At 45.7% G+C, this 15,103-nt stretch carries 14 protein-coding genes; 12 read left to right on the top strand and 2 right to left on the bottom strand.

Translation table 11 applies throughout. The features are described 5' to 3' along the window. Complete coding sequence (gene yihA / locus B7P33_RS16625; protein ID WP_097443350.1) at positions 1-606, bottom strand: ribosome biogenesis GTP-binding protein YihA/YsxC; 606 nt, start codon at positions 604-606, stop codon at positions 1-3. A gap of 9 nt (positions 607-615) precedes the next feature. Further along, complete coding sequence (locus B7P33_RS16620; protein ID WP_097443349.1) at positions 616-1,383, bottom strand: alpha/beta fold hydrolase; 768 nt, start codon at positions 1,381-1,383, stop codon at positions 616-618. A gap of 271 nt (positions 1,384-1,654) precedes the next feature. Here B7P33_RS16620 and B7P33_RS16615 point away from each other — a divergent pair, with 271 nt between their 5' ends. The 12 genes from B7P33_RS16615 to ftsA are packed head-to-tail and all read left to right on the top strand — an operon-like array spanning position 1,655 to position 15,089. After that, entirely contained in the window at positions 1,655-2,116 is a 462-nt protein-coding gene (locus B7P33_RS16615) for a division/cell wall cluster transcriptional repressor MraZ (protein WP_097443348.1), read from the top strand. Next, positions 2,106-3,008 carry a 16S rRNA (cytosine(1402)-N(4))-methyltransferase RsmH gene (rsmH, locus tag B7P33_RS16610; RefSeq protein WP_097443347.1) on the top strand — a complete coding sequence of 301 codons (903 nt, stop codon included), beginning with the start codon at positions 2,106-2,108 and terminating at the stop codon, positions 3,006-3,008. The genes B7P33_RS16615 and rsmH overlap by 11 nt, the downstream gene beginning before the upstream one ends. A gap of 2 nt (positions 3,009-3,010) precedes the next feature. Further along, on the top strand, positions 3,011-3,325 hold the full coding sequence (locus B7P33_RS16605) for an FtsL-like putative cell division protein (protein WP_097443346.1): 315 nt from the start codon (positions 3,011-3,013) through the stop codon (positions 3,323-3,325). Next, a complete protein-coding gene (locus tag B7P33_RS16600) occupies positions 3,325-5,328 on the top strand; it encodes a penicillin-binding protein (protein WP_097443345.1) in 2,004 nt (667 codons plus the stop codon). The genes B7P33_RS16605 and B7P33_RS16600 overlap by 1 nt, the downstream gene beginning before the upstream one ends. After that, entirely contained in the window at positions 5,325-6,788 is a 1,464-nt protein-coding gene (locus tag B7P33_RS16595; protein WP_097443344.1) for a UDP-N-acetylmuramoyl-L-alanyl-D-glutamate--2,6-diaminopimelate ligase, read from the top strand. The genes B7P33_RS16600 and B7P33_RS16595 overlap by 4 nt, the downstream gene beginning before the upstream one ends. An 18-nt stretch (positions 6,789-6,806) precedes the next feature. Beyond that, positions 6,807-8,021 (top strand): phospho-N-acetylmuramoyl-pentapeptide-transferase, encoded by a 1,215-nt coding sequence (gene mraY, locus B7P33_RS16590; RefSeq protein ID WP_097443343.1) that lies wholly within the window; start codon positions 6,807-6,809, stop codon positions 8,019-8,021. Position 8,022: 1 nt separating this feature from the next. Continuing rightward, positions 8,023-9,354, top strand: coding sequence for a UDP-N-acetylmuramoyl-L-alanine--D-glutamate ligase (gene murD, locus B7P33_RS16585; protein ID WP_097443342.1), 1,332 nt, complete (start codon positions 8,023-8,025; stop codon positions 9,352-9,354). A gap of 46 nt (positions 9,355-9,400) precedes the next feature. Further along, entirely contained in the window at positions 9,401-10,612 is a 1,212-nt protein-coding gene (locus B7P33_RS16580; RefSeq protein ID WP_097443341.1) for an FtsW/RodA/SpoVE family cell cycle protein, read from the top strand. Next, positions 10,599-11,690: an undecaprenyldiphospho-muramoylpentapeptide beta-N-acetylglucosaminyltransferase gene (murG, locus tag B7P33_RS16575; protein WP_097443340.1), complete on the top strand. Its 1,092-nt coding sequence runs from the start codon at positions 10,599-10,601 to the stop codon at positions 11,688-11,690. The genes B7P33_RS16580 and murG overlap by 14 nt, the downstream gene beginning before the upstream one ends. After that, on the top strand, positions 11,687-13,039 hold the full coding sequence (gene murC, locus B7P33_RS16570) for a UDP-N-acetylmuramate--L-alanine ligase (RefSeq protein WP_097443339.1): 1,353 nt from the start codon (positions 11,687-11,689) through the stop codon (positions 13,037-13,039). The genes murG and murC overlap by 4 nt, the downstream gene beginning before the upstream one ends. Then, positions 13,029-13,748 (top strand): cell division protein FtsQ/DivIB, encoded by a 720-nt coding sequence (locus tag B7P33_RS16565; protein ID WP_097443338.1) that lies wholly within the window; start codon positions 13,029-13,031, stop codon positions 13,746-13,748. Before murC ends, B7P33_RS16565 begins: the two co-directional genes overlap by 11 nt. Before the next feature lie 3 nt (positions 13,749-13,751). After that, the gene (gene ftsA / locus B7P33_RS16560; RefSeq protein ID WP_097443337.1) at positions 13,752-15,089 is read left to right on the top strand and encodes a cell division protein FtsA; all 1,338 of its coding nucleotides are present in this window, start codon (positions 13,752-13,754) and stop codon (positions 15,087-15,089) included. Positions 15,090-15,103 lie beyond the last annotated feature (14 nt).

The raw sequence follows: 15,103 nt of genomic DNA, 5'->3' as shown, positions 1-15,103 counted from the left end.
TTACCCCTTGACCGAAGTATTCACCTGATCGATAAAGTCCAGGAGGTTTTCCCTACCCGTTCTATGACTTGAGCTGGTCACGAAATGCTGGGGCGCCTCTTCCCAAGCACCCGCCTCCAATTTTCCAAGATAATCTGCCACCTGCCTTTCTATGGCCGCTGGTTTTAGTTTGTCGGCCTTGGTGAAAATGATACAAAAGGGAATTTGGTTTTCGCCCAGCCATTCCATAAAATTCACATCAATGGGTTGAGGCTCATGCCGAATATCTACCAACACAAAAGCACACACCAATTGTTTGCGCTCCTTAAAGTAATCGGTTATGTATTTTTGAAAGGTTTTTTTATCTTTTTTAGAAACCCGGGCATAACCATAACCCGGTAAATCGACCAAAAACCAATCTTTATTAATCTTAAAATGGTTGATCAATTGGGTTTTTCCCGGCCTCCCAGAAGTCTTGGCCAAATGCTTCCGTTGTGTCAGCATATTGATCAAAGACGATTTACCCACATTAGACCTACCTATAAAAGCATATTCGGGTAGGGCATCTTTAGGGCAAGAGGCCACATTGGAATTACTGACGACAAATTCGGCAGATGCTATTTTCACAATTCTGTTTTATTGGAATTTTCTGGCCAACAACCAAGCGTATAACAGCTCGTTAAAAGTATCAGGGTGCTCCATCATGGGCGCATGGCCACATTTATCTATCCAGTACAGATCGGAGTCGGGTAATAAGGTATGGAATTCTTCTGCCACCTCGGGCGGGGTAACCGAATCGTTCTTACCCCAAATAATACAGGTAGGGGTTGGCATTTTCGGTAAATCTTTGGCCATATTATGGCGTATAGCACTTTTGGCAATCGCCAAGGTTTTTACGAGTTTTACCCTATCATTAACGGTCGCATACACCTCGTCGACAATCTCTTTGGTTGCCACGGCAGGGTCGTAAAAAACATCTTGCGCCTTCTTTTCAATGAATTCGTAGCTCCCACGTTTGGGATAACTATCGCCCATGGCACTTTCATAAAGCCCTGAGCTTCCGGTAATAATGAGCCCTTTGACTTTTTCAGGATACATTTTGGTGAACAATAAGCCTACATGCCCTCCTAAGGAATTCCCCAAAAGCAACACTTCATCAAGACCTTTATGCTCCAAAAACTCGGCCACGAACTTGGCAAAGTGCTTCACCGTAGTCTTAAGCATGGGCATATCGTAAATAGGAAGTTCGGGCAATATAACCTTATACCCTTTTTCCGGGAAAAAACTACTCACGCCACCGAAGTTGCTCAAGCCACCCATTAAGCCATGTAACACGACTATGGGCGTACCTTCACCAAACTCGATATATCGGAATTTTCCTTCTGTTATTACGCTTGTGTCCATCAGGTCAGCTTCAACTCTAAGATCGCAAATATAGTCATTTCCGCCTAATGGAAAGCCCAGTTTTCTGCCGTGTTTTAACACATCGAAAATCTTTCGATAATCGGTCGAGGAATAAAAACCACACCGCCCAAATACCCCTTAAAAATCAGCGAATTATAAAAATTGGTGGTAGAAAGTGGTAGAACTTATCAACAATATGGCATAATTCGGAAGTCAGTGGTAATAAATTCTATATATTTGGGTTATATAAAGAAAAAAGGATCCTTTTTCAGTGACGAATCTCATTGGTTCATACGAGTGTAAGGCAGACGCCAAAGGCCGCGTTATGCTACCTGTATCCCTACAGGAGCAGCTGGCCGCCATACTCAAGGAAGGCTTTGTAATAAAGCCCTCCGTACACCATGAGTGCTTGGAGTTGTTTCCGCGGGCCGCTTTTGACAAGATGATGCAGCGCGTCTTGAAAAAGAACCGGTTCCATCCCAAGATCGACAACTTTATCAGGGTGCTTTCGGCCGGGGTCAAACCCGTGAGCATTGATTCGACCGGAAGGTTACAGATTCCGAAAACCTTAGTTGCCGATGCCGGGATTTCGAAGGAAGTCACCTTGATCGCCTCGGGAGACCGGATAGAAATATGGGATACGGCCAAATCTGCCGCGGTTATCGAAGATTCGTTGCCAAGCTTTAAAGAACTGGCCGCTGAAATCATGGGAGGGTTCGGCGATGAAGACTGAGTATCATGACCCCGTACTACTGAAAGAGTCGGTAGACGGACTGGCCATAAAGACCAATGGCACTTATGTAGATGTCACTTTTGGTGGCGGTGGCCATTCTAGGGAAATATTATCGAGACTAGGCCCAGACGGTAAATTGTTCGGTTTTGACCAAGATACCGATGCGGCCAACAACATACCGGAAGACGACAGGTTCCAGCTGATCCAAGCCAATTTCAGGCACCTGAATCGCTTCCTAAAGTTCTATAACATTACTGAGGTAGATGGCATTCTAGGAGACTTTGGTGTGTCGTCGCATCAATTCGATAGTGGGGCCCGAGGTTTCTCTACCCGATTCGACGGTGCTTTGGATATGCGAATGGACCAAAGCGGCACCCAATCGGCTCATGAGGTGGTAAACCAGTATAGCATGGAAGACCTTAGAGGGGTTTTACAGCAATACGGAGAACTCCGAAACGGTCACGCCATAGCCAACACCATAGTAGAGGCCCGCACCAATGGTCCGATCGCCACCACTACCGATTTAAAAAAAGTATTGGGAAAGTTCTTGCCCAAGCACAAAGAACAAAAAATATTGGCCCAGATATACCAGGCCATACGCATAGAAGTAAACCAAGAGCTACAGGTAATAAAGGAACTATTACTGCAAGCCCATGACATATTGGCCCCAAACGGACGGTTAAGCCTGATTAGCTACCATTCCTTGGAAGACCGCCTGGTAAAGCGCTTTATACGCACCGGTAAATTCGAAGGGGAAGTAGAAAAAGATTTTTACGGCAATGCCCAGGTTCCTTTTAAGAAGGTAGGCGGATTGATCGTACCGAGCCAAGAAGAAATAAACAGAAACAATAGGGCCCGCAGTGCCAAACTGCGAATCGCCAAAAAAGTATAGACATGCGAAATGGATTAATGGACATATTAAAAGGTAAATTCTTGGTTAGTGGCGACGCCCCCAAGAATTGGCTGTTCATTGTATTCCTATCCTTCTTGGCCGTGGTCATGATATCCAGCTCGCATAACGCAGACAAGAAAGTACACGAAATAGCCCAATTGAACGAACGCATTCGCGAACTCAAGGGGCAGTATGTAGAAGGACGCTATGCCGTACAGCAGCTAAAGCTAGAATCGAAAGTAACCCAAATAATGGCCGAGCAAGGCTTGGCACCATCGGAAACCCCACCAAAACACATAAAAGTAGTACGCAACTAATGGCCACCAACGAAAAGAACATCATGCTCCGCTCTTACCTGTTCGCCGGGGGTCTGTTCCTGTTTGCGGCCGCCATCGTATTCAAGTTGGTTACCCTACAGACCACGGAAGGCACTACCTATAGGGATATGGCCGATGCTACCAACGAAAAAATGTTCACCATCGACCCTGCCCGGGGCAACCTTTATGCGGACGACGGTAGCTTATTAGCCACTTCGGTCGCCAAGTACGAGATACACTTCGATGCCAACATCGTAAAGGAAAGTTTGTTTACCGACCATGTTGAAGCCTTGGCCGATTCTTTGGGGGCCATGTTAGGCAAACCGGCCTCTCACTACCTATTACTTTTGGAAAAAGCCCGGAAGAATAGGAACGGCTACCAGTTGATCGCCAGAAACCTGGGATACTCCGAATACCTACGCATCAAAAGCTTCCCCATTTTTAAGGAAGGTAAGATCAAAGGGGGCTTTATTCCTGAATTCAAAACCGTTCGAGAACATCCTTTGGGCAAAATAGCCGAGCGTACCGTAGGTTCGGAACGCTTGAATGAAAACGGCAAATACGTTCCCGTTGGCCTAGAAGGCGCCTTCGGCGACTATTTGCGGGGTACTGCCGGAAAGCGTTTAAAACAGCGTATTCAAAACGGCAAATGGAAACCCATTGGCCAAGAGAACATAATCGAACCCAAAGATGGGTACGATGTGGTATCTACCATCAATGTCGGTATTCAAGATATTGCCCACCACGCCCTACTGAAACAATTGGAAAAATACAATGCCGACCATGGCTGTGCCGTGGTTATGGAGGTCAGTACCGGCGAGATCAAAGCCATATCCAACCTAGGCCGAAACAAAGAAGGCAAATATTATGAACGCCTGAACTACGCCGTCGGCGAATCCCATGAGCCCGGCTCTACCTTTAAACTTATGTCCATGGTGGCCGCCCTAGAAGACAAGGTGGTAGACACCAATACGGTTCTTGACACCGAAAAAGGCCGCTGGCGTGTATATGACAGAGTCGTAAAAGACTCCAAAATTGGGGGTTATGGTCAAGTTACCGCAAGCAAAGGCTTTGAAGTCTCTTCGAATGTAGCCTTGGCCAAAATTGTTTATAACGGTTACCAAAACCAACCTGAAAAGTTCGTAGAGCGTCTTATGTCCATGGGATTGCACCAAGACCTTGAACTCCCCATTAAAGGTGAAGGTCAACCTATAATACGTTATCCTGGAGACAAAGGCTGGTCCGGTATTTCCTTAGCTTGGATGTCTTTTGGATATGAGGTATCCATGACCCCCATGCAAACCTTGGCCTTTTACAATGCCATAGCCAACGATGGTGAAATGATCCGTCCGCGATTGATCAAGGAGGTACGCGAACTGAATAACACCATACACACCTTCGACAAAGAGATCATAAACCCATCTATTTGCTCTGAAGCTACCTTGGGTAAGGTACAGCATATGCTTAAAAATGTAGTAGAGACCAAACATGGCACCGGAAGGGGTTTATACACCCCCTATTTCTCCATGGCCGGAAAAACAGGTACCTGTCAGAAAAACTATGCCCCAAAAGACGAAGAACATTTTGCCTATATCTCTTCCTTTGCCGGCTACTTTCCGGCAGATAACCCGAAATACTCTTGCATCGTTGTGATTCACGATCCAGATAAGTCGGTAGGTTATTACGGCGCCGATGTTTCTGGCCCCGTTTTCAAATCCATTGCCCATAAGGTTTTTGCCAGTTCACCGGTCAAAGATGCCTTACCACTACAAGGTGAGGATGAAAATCTGGAAAAAGCCTTTGGCAATTTTTACGATCATAGCAATAAAGAATACGCCACCCTTCCCAACGTAAAAGGCATGAGCGGCATGGACGCCATTGCCCTACTCGAAAACCTCGGGCTTAAGGTCGTGGTAAAAGGTAATGGCAAAGTGAAAAAACAATCGGTAGCCAAGGGTACCGCCCTAACCAAAGTAGACCAAGTAGTACTGGAACTCTTATGACCTTGATTAAAGACATATTGTTCGGGGTTAGCATCGGTACTATTTACGGAAGTACCGATAAAAGTATTACTGCCATACAATTCGACTCTAGGGAAGTGGGCGAAAACGACCTCTTCGTAGCCATAAAAGGCACGCTAACTGACGGACACCAATACATTGATAAAGCCCTTGGATTAGGGGCCAATTGTATCGTTTGTGAAAAATTGCCGGAAAATTTAGCCGAAGACACCACTTACGTACAAACCCCGGACCCACAAAGTGCCTTGGCCATTATGGCCGCCAATTATTACGACAACCCCTCGAAGAGCTTGAAGCTAGTCGGCGTAACAGGCACCAACGGAAAAACCACTGTTAGCAGCCTACTTTACCAATTGTTTCGTAAGGCAGGTTACGCTACCGGTTTAATCTCCACCATTAAAATCAAGGTAGACGACCAGGTTTACCCAACCAAACACACCACCCCAGACCCCTTGGTAATCAACAAATATTTGGCTGAAATGCGCGATACAGGTGCCAGCTATTGCTTTATGGAAGTTAGTTCCCATGGTTTGGACCAAAAACGTACCGATGGCCTAGTATTTTCCGGTGCCATCTTTACAAACCTTACCCACGATCATTTAGACTACCATAAAGATTTTGCCGAGTACAGGAACGTTAAGAAAAGACTGTTCGACCAACTCGACAAAAAGGCCTTCGCCCTTACCAACCAAGACGACAAAAATGGAGGCTTTATGTTGCAAAACACCAAGGCCACGAAATACGGATACGCCCTTAAAACCTATACAGACTATAGAGGCCAATTATTGGAACAACAGTTTGATGGTCAACTGATAAAGATCAATGACAATGAGATTTGGAGCCGATTAATAGGCGGTTTCAACACATATAACCTTTTAGCGGTATACGCGACTGCGGAATTATTGGGTCTTGAGGCCATGGAAATACTCAGGATTATCAGTGAATTGGAAAGCGTAGACGGCAGATTTCAATATTACAAATCCCCAACAGGGGTTACAGCCATAGTTGATTATGCCCATACACCGGATGCACTTAAGAACGTACTCCGTACGATCGACGAGTTGAGAACCGGAAATGAAAACGTCATCACCGTAGTGGGGTGTGGTGGTGATCGTGACCACTCAAAGCGTCCGGTTATGGGTCATATCGCTTCAGAAATGAGCGATACCGTCATTTTTACCTCGGACAACCCCCGCTCCGAGGACCCCGCCACCATAATCAACGAGATGGAAGCCGGCGTTGAAATGCAAAACCAACGCAAGCTTCTTTCGGTAGTCGATAGGGCGCAAGCCATAAAGACCGCCTGTAGGTTGGCCCAAGACAAAGACATTGTACTCGTAGCCGGCAAAGGCCACGAAACCTATCAAGAAACCCAAGGGGTACGCAGCGAATTCGACGATTTTAAAAAGATAAAAGAAGCCTTGACGGTTTTGGAAAAATAAGCCCAGGCACCCACGCATATGTTATATTATTTGTTTGAATATTTAGAACAACACTACCAGCTCCCCGGAGCCGGACTTTTCCAGTTCCTGACTTTTAGGGCAGCACTGGCCATTTTGTTGTCGTTGTTCATTTCTACGGTGTACGGTAAACGCATCATCAATTTCATCCGTAAAAAACAAATAGGCGAAACCGTGCGCGATCTTGGCCTGGCCGGTCAAAATGAAAAAGCGGGCACTCCCACTATGGGCGGCATCATTATTATATTGGCCACTTTGGTTCCGGTTTTGCTCTTCACCAAGCTCGATAATGTTTACGTGATTTTATTGATCGTAACCACCGTTTGGATGGGCATTATCGGCTTTATAGATGACTACATCAAGGTTTTCAAAAAAGACAAGGAAGGCCTAAAAGGCAGGTTCAAAATCTTGGGACAAGTAGTACTCGGCATCACCGTTGGCGCTACCCTCTACTTTCATCCCGGGGTAACCATGAAAGCCCATCAGTCCGATGACCAATTACCCAAAATAGAAATCGCTGACATACCCGAGGTAAAATCGACCAAAACGACCTTGCCTTTTATAAAGAACAACGAACTGGATTATTCCGATTTTATCAGTTGGATGGGCGATGGCATGGCCGAGTATGCTTGGCTCATTTTTATTCCATTTGTCATCCTAATCGTTACCGCCGTATCAAATGGTGCCAACCTTACCGATGGCATCGACGGTTTGGCAGCGGGCTCATCGGCGATCATCGTACTCACCCTAGGCATATTCGCCTGGGTATCTGGTAATGTGATATTTAGCGATTACCTAGACATTATGTTCATTCCCAGAGCCGGGGAAATGGTAGTGTTCATTGCCGCATTTACCGGAGCCTTGGTCGGCTTCCTATGGTACAATGCCTATCCTGCCCAAGTATTTATGGGTGATACCGGGAGTTTGACCATTGGTGGTATTATCGCGGTTATCGCCATCATCATCAGAAAAGAACTATTGATACCCATTCTTTGCGGCATTTTTTTCGCAGAGTCGCTGTCTGTTATGCTACAAGTCGGGTATTTCAAATACACCAAAAAGAAAACCGGGGAAGGTCAACGTATTTTTTTGATGGCCCCCCTACACCACCACTACCAAAAGAAAGGCTATCACGAAAGCAAGATCGTTACGCGATTCTGGATTATTGGAATCCTTTTGGCGGTGGTAACCATCGTAACCCTAAAGATTCGCTAAGATGAAATTGGTGGTATTGGGCGGTGGTGAAAGTGGCGTAGGTACGGCACTATTAGGTAAAAAAAAACAACTGGAGGTATTCGTATCGGATTACGGCACCATCCAAGAGAAATACAAAAAGGTTCTTATATATTCTGGAATTCACTGGGAAGAACAACAACATAGCGAGGAGTTGATCCTCGACGCCGATGTGGTTATGAAAAGTCCGGGCATACCCGAAACCGCGCCTATAGTACGCAGGCTCATGACGGCGGGTATCCCGGTCATTTCTGAGATTGAATTCGCGGCCCGTTATACGGCCGCAGAACTTATCGCCATAACCGGAAGTAACGGTAAGACCACCACTACCCTACTAACCCACCACCTTTTAAAAGAAGGCGGTAAACAGGTAGGCATGGCAGGTAATATAGGCGACAGTTTCGCAAAAATGGTCAGTGAAAATGATTATGACCCTTATGTACTTGAAATCAGCAGTTTTCAACTGGACGGTATTATAGATTTCAAGCCACATATCGCGGTCATTACGAACATTACGCCCGACCATTTAGATCGCTACGAATACCGATTCGAGAACTATATCGCTTCTAAATTCCGTATTGCGGAAAACCAGGACGAAAACGACTATTTGATCTACGATGCCGATGACCCGGTATTGGTGGATTGGTTGGCAAAACATCCCGTGAAATCCAGATTACTCCCCTTTTCCCTTGAAAAGGAATTGGAATTCGGAGCCTATTTAAATGAAAATAAAATTGTTATTAAAACAGCAGAAGACACTATGGAAATTATGAGGGATACCGTTGCTTTAGAAGGTAAGCATAACTTAAAAAACACCATGGCCGCCGCCACGGTCGCCAATTTGGTACGCATTAGAAAGGAAACCCTACGTAACTCCATCGCCAATTTCCAAGGAGCCGAACACCGCCTAGAAAAAGTATTGAAAATACACCACGTACAGTACATTAACGATTCTAAGGCCACCAATGTAAACGCCACCTATTACGCCCTTGACAGCATGAAGACCCCTACCGTATGGATCGTAGGCGGGGTAGATAAAGGAAACGACTATAACGAATTGATGCCCTTGGTTCGCGAAAAGGTTAAGGCCATAATCTGTTTAGGTAACGACAACAGCAAAATCGTTGACGCTTTTGGCAATATTGCCGAATTGTTGGTGGAGACCTATTCTATGGAAGAAGCCGTAAAAGTAGCCTACAAAGTGGCCCGCAGGGGAGACACGGTACTATTATCGCCTGCCTGTGCCAGTTTTGACCTTTTTGAGAATTACGAAGATCGCGGAAACCAATTTAAACAAGCCATTAAAAGACTATAAACTAGGGGCACAACATAAAACAACCCGGCTAACAAGAACACTGAAAATGAAAAAATACCTAGCCGACATACAAGGAGACAAAGCCATTTGGGGCGTAGTAACCCTTTTGGCCTTTTTCTCATTTTTACCCGTATACAGCACGGGCAGTTCATTATTGGCAGGTAGTGGCACCATTTTCGGGTATATCATCAAACATATATTCTTACTCATACTCGGCTTCGGGATTATATATGCCGTACATCGCGTGCCTACTCATTATTTTAAAGGGCTCTCCATTATCGCCATGCCCGTTATCATTTTACTTTTGGCCTATACCTTGGCCCAAGGCAAGGTTATGGATGGCGCCAACGCCAGTAGATGGATGCAAGTACCATTCGTAGGTTTAAAATTCCAGACCTCAAATTTGGCCGCGGTGGTTTTAATGGTCTATGTGGCCCGCTACCTATCAAAAATAAAAGACCGAAAAGTTAGTTTTCAAGAAAGTATTCTCCCTCTATGGGCCCCGGTATTCTTAGTGGTCGCCCTTATTTTTCCGGCTAATTTTTCTACCGCTGCCATCATCTTTAGTATGGTACTTACCTTATGTTTTATTGGGGGTTACCCCATCAAATATCTATTGGGCATTGTAGCCACAGGGGTAATCGGGGCAGCTTTGTTTATAATGACTACCAAGGCATTCCCAGACCTTATGCCCACTCGGGTAGACACCTGGACTGCCCGTATCGAACGATTCATTAGCCCCAGTGAAGACGGATTAAATGAAGACTACCAGTCGCAGCGGGCTAAAATGGCCATTGCCTCAGGTGGTGTTTTTGGCAGGGGAGCCGGTAAGAGTGTTATGAAAAACACCCTACCCCAGAGTTCTTCCGATTTCATGTATGCCATTATCATTGAGGAATATGGCATGTTAGGCGGACTCGCCCTACTTTTTTTCTATCTATTATTCCTGTTCCGTGTGGTCGTTGTGGCCAACGGAGCAACAACCATTTTCGCCAAACTATTGGCCATAGGCGTGGGCATACCCATCGTCTTCCAGGCTTTTATCAATATGGCGGTAGCTACGGGACTTTTCCCTGTAACTGGCCAAACCCTACCTCTGATTAGTACGGGGGGCACCTCCATTTGGATGACCTGTTTGGCTGTAGGCATTATCCTTAGTGCCAGTGTTAAAAAAGATACTGAGGAGGAAAAAGCCGTGAAAACCACAAAAAAAGAAGAAGAACCAAATCCCTTGGAAGTACTCAGTGGGCAATTATAAATTCATATTATCTGGAGGCGGAACCGGCGGTCATATTTACCCGGCCATTGCCATTGCCAACGAATTAAAACGTAGGCATCCGCAGGCAGAATTCCTATTCGTAGGCGCCTCTGATCGCATGGAAATGGAAAAAGTACCCCAAGCCGGATACCCCATAAAAGGACTTTGGATCAGCGGACTGCAACGTAAGCTTTCGCTAAAGAACCTTTTGTTCCCCATTAAACTGGTCTGGAGTTTAATTAAAGCCAGCAGTATCGTAGCCCGTTTTAAACCCAATGTCGTTATAGGTACCGGCGGGTTTGCCAGTGGCCCTTTGATTAAGGCCGCCTCCTTTTTAAACGTACCTAGTGTTTTACAGGAGCAAAACTCTTATGCCGGTATCACCAATAAATGGTTGGCCCCTGCCGCCTTTAAAATCTGTGTAGCCTACGATAACATGGAAAGGTATTTCCCAAAAGACAAAATCCGATTGACCGGAAACCCGGTAAGGGATCTTATCATATCGCAGCACACACCTCAAGAAGAGGCCCGAAAACATTTTGGATTAGCCCCCAACAAAAAGACCTTACTGATTTTGGGAGGTAGCTTAGGTGCTAAACGCATTAATCAGTTGATCAGTGAAAATCTAGAGTTTTTCGATTCGTTGGACATTCAACTCATCTGGCAGTGTGGCAAACTGTATAAAACGCAATATGCCACATTGGAAAACGATTCGGTAAAAGTATTGGACTTTATCACAGAAATGGGCCAGGCCTATGCCTCAGCAGACTTTGTTATATCAAGAGCGGGAGCAAGTTCGGTATCGGAACTCTGTATCGTTGGTAAGCCTGTGGTATTTATTCCTTCGCCTAATGTAGCCGAAGACCATCAGACAAAAAACGCCTTGGCCCTAGTCGATAAAAAAGCCGCCATACTGGTCAGGGAAAAAGAACTGGAAACGGGATTCCAACCCCTGTTCAAAAACTTGGTTGCATCTGAAGAACAACAAACCGAACTTTCAAAAAATATTAAACAATTGGCCCTACCAAAGGCCACGGAACATATTGTAGACGAAATAGAGGCTTTATTAAAAAAATGAAACTGGAACAAGTACATAACGTATACTTTTTGGGCATTGGCGGCATTGGGATGTCGGCCCTAGCCAGTTATTTCCTTTTTTCGGGCAAAAAAGTAGGAGGTTACGACCGTACGCCAAACGACCGTACCCAAGCATTGCAAAGCGAAGGGGCCCAAATTCATTTTGAAGACGACATTTCAAAAATCCCAGCGGACTTTACTCAGCCAGAAAACACCCTGGTGGTTTACACCCCCGCCCTACCCGACTCCCATACCGAGTTAACCTATTACCGTCAGAACGACTTCCATTTGGCCAAACGATCAGAGGTCTTGGGCATGATCGCCAATCCCAGTTATTGCATGGCCGTGGCCGGCACCCATGGAAAAACCACTACCAGCTGTATTTTGGCCCATTTACTAAACGAGGCCCAAGCCCCTTATATGGCATTTTTAGGTGGCGTTTCCGAAGATTTAGGCAATAACTTCGCCCTTAACGGTACTGATTACGCCGTTGTTGAAGCAGATGAATTTGACCGCTCCTTTTTACGCCTGACCCCAGATATAGCCTGTATAACGGCCATGGACGCCGATCATCTAGATATCTATGGTGCAGCTGAGGAGTTAACCGCAGCTTTTGAAGAATTTATTGCACTTCAAAAACCGGGTGGAAAGTCCATTATCAGATACGGCCTACCAATACCAGGTATCACCTATGGCGAAGAAGCCGAAGCCACCTATAGGGCCACCAACATTCGTTTACATCAAGGAGCCTACCAATTTGATATTGAAGCTCCGGGCCTACACATAAAAGGATGCCGTTTTACCAAACCAGGGCGACATAACCTTATGAACGCCTTGGCTGCCTTTGCCCTGGGTGTAGAATCTGGTTTTGACCCGAATATTCTAGCTAAGGCCTTAGGGACATTCAAAGGCGTGGCCAGAAGGTTCAGCTATCAAATAAAAACCAGTGATTTTGTCTATATAGACGATTACGCCCATCATCCTACGGAAATCGATGCGGTACATCAGGCCGTAAGCGAGCTATATCCTGACAAACGGAATACAGTAGTCTTTCAACCCCATTTATTCAGTCGCACCCAAGATTTTGCCGATGATTTCGCAAGAAGTCTTGCGCAATTCGACCATGTGCTACTGTTAGAAATCTATCCGGCCCGGGAACTCCCCATCCCGGGGGTGGATGCCAACTGGTTACTCAACAAGATCGAGAACCCGAACAAAAAACTGGTCACTAAAGCAGAATTGGTGCACGAGGTACGTAATATCAACCCCGATATCCTATTAACCTTAGGTGCCGGTGATATAGGAAACGAAGTAACCCAACTTAAAACCGCATTAAGCCATGGGAACTAAATGGAAAAGTATAAAACTCTTGGGGGCCCTAATCGTGGTCATGGCACTATTCGCCTTTAGCAACCATAGATCCCAACTTCGAAAACCCACGGAAATAAGTCTCAAATTTTTGGGCGACGACCGACTTTTTATAACCCAAGACGCGGTTAATAAATTGTTAATACAAAATTATGGGAGCCTTGAAAACCTCCCCAAAGATGAAGTAGTTTTGGATAGTCTCGAACAGACCATCTTGGCCAACGACATGATTAAAAATGCCCATGTGTACTACACTGTAAACGGGCAACTTAAGGCCAATATAGTACAACGAACACCTATTGGCAGGGTGCAAGGGAACGACAAATTTTATTTGGACGATGAGGGCAAACGCATGCCATTGTCGCCCTTTTATGCTGCCCGCGTACCTATAATCACAGGTGAGGTAACCGGCGATGCTTTGTCTCAAATCTATGAGCTGCTCAAGTACGTTAACCAAGATGGCTTTTTAAGAAAAAACCTCATCGGAATCCACGTGGTATCGGATAACGATTTCCAGTTGCGGTTCCGAATGGAAGATTTTGTGGTAGAATTAGGCGCCATTGAAAAATTGCCCCAAAAATTCGCCAATTTCAAGGCATTTTATGCCAAAGCCACCAAAGACAAGATTTTGGGGGCTTATCGTGTAGTAAGTTTAGAATTTGACAACCAGGTCGTGTGCACAAAAATTTAGGGTATGGAACAAGCTAAGTATTCAGTAGGGTTGGACATAGGTACCACCAAGATCGTGGCCATAATCGGTCGTGAAAACGAATATGGTAAGATCGAGGTTTTGGGTGTGGGTAAATCTAAAAGCCTTGGGGTTCACCGCGGGGTGGTGAACAACATTACCCAAACCATTCAATCGATACAACAAGCAGTGGCCCAAGCCGAGGCAGATGCTGGCCTAAAGATAGGATCGGTAGTGGTCGGTATTGCCGGACAACATATCCGTAGCCTACAACACAGCGATTATATTACCCGACAAGATTCCGAAAAGGTCATAAACCATGAAGACCTGGACAACCTTTGCAACCAAGTGTATAAATTGGTGATGCTTCCGGGTGAGGAGATCATACATGTACTACCACAGGAATACAAGGTAGATGGCCAGGCCGAGATCAAAGAACCTATGGGCATGTACGGGGGCCGATTAGAAGCCAACTTCCATGTAGTGGTTGGGCAAGTATCCTCTATCAAAAACGTAGGGCGTTGTATCAAGAGTTCCGGATTGGATCTAGGGGGCATTACCTTGGAGCCTTTGGCCTCTTCAGACGCCGTACTCAGTCAAGAAGAAAAAGAAGCCGGTGTGGCTTTGATCGATATAGGGGGCGGCACCACCGATTTGGCCATTTTCAAAGATGGCATCATTCGCCATACCGCTGTAATCCCTTTCGGGGGCAACGTTATTACGGAAGACATTAAAGAAGGTTGTTCCATCATAGAAAAACAGGCCGAATTATTAAAAGTACGCTTTGGTTCGGCATGGCCCGGTGAAAACAAGGACAACGAGATCGTTTCCATTCCCGGATTACGTGGTCGCGAACCCAAGGAAATCACCTTAAAAAACCTATCGAAAATCATTCACGCCCGAGTAGTGGAGATTATCGAGCAAGCCTATGTAGAAATCAAGAACTACGGGCACGAAGACCAGAAGAAAAAACTCATCGGCGGTATTGTATTGACCGGTGGGGGCAGCCAGTTGAAACATTTAAAACAATTGGTAGAATATATTACCGGGATGGATACCCGTATTGGATACCCCAACGAGCATTTGGCAGGCGACTCTGATGAAGATATTGCGAGTCCGTTATACGCCACTGCCGTAGGATTATTGATGGATGCCATCAGAAATGAGGAAAAGCAGCAATTACAGGAAGAAGAAGCTGCCGCTTCACCGGAAGCACAATTGGAGACCGCAGATGTATTGGAGGGCGGAACCCAAGAGACCCAAGCACATTACGGAGGGCCCCGTAAATCTATTTTTGAACGTTGGACCGATAAGTTGAAAGACTTTTTGGACAACGCCGAATAACAACCAGTATCACC

This window comes from Sediminicola luteus, assembly GCF_002514735.1.
Lineage (GTDB): Bacteria > Bacteroidota > Bacteroidia > Flavobacteriales > Flavobacteriaceae > HQA918.
The sequence above is the reverse complement of the archived record's forward strand: the minus strand, read 5'-3'. Positions and strand labels throughout refer to the sequence as shown.